1 protein-coding gene is annotated in these 219 nt (G+C 49.8%); it reads left to right on the top strand.

Annotated features, from left to right (window positions below; translation table 11 throughout):
• Nucleotides 1–219, top strand: a 219-nt coding sequence (locus HJY11_RS14230; protein ID WP_208076530.1) for an ATP-dependent Clp protease proteolytic subunit, incomplete at both ends; no start/stop codon positions are given.

Genomic DNA, 219 nt, shown 5'->3' with positions numbered 1-219 from the left:
CTGGCAATTTATGATACGATGCAGTACATCAAGTGTGATGTGTCTACGATCTGTATTGGTATGGCCGCAAGTATGGGATCTTTCCTGTTATCCGGCGGTAAGAAGGGCAAGCGTCTTGCGCTTCCGAATGCGGAGATTATGATTCACCAGCCGTCAGGCGGAGCACAGGGACAGGCGTCCGAGATACAGATTGCAGCAGAACATATTCTGAAAACACGC

This window comes from Bittarella massiliensis (ex Durand et al. 2017), from assembly GCF_017566145.1.
Taxonomy (GTDB): domain Bacteria; phylum Bacillota; class Clostridia; order Oscillospirales; family Ruminococcaceae; genus Bittarella; species Bittarella massiliensis_A.
The sequence above is the reverse complement of the archived record's forward strand: the minus strand, read 5'-3'. Positions and strand labels throughout refer to the sequence as shown.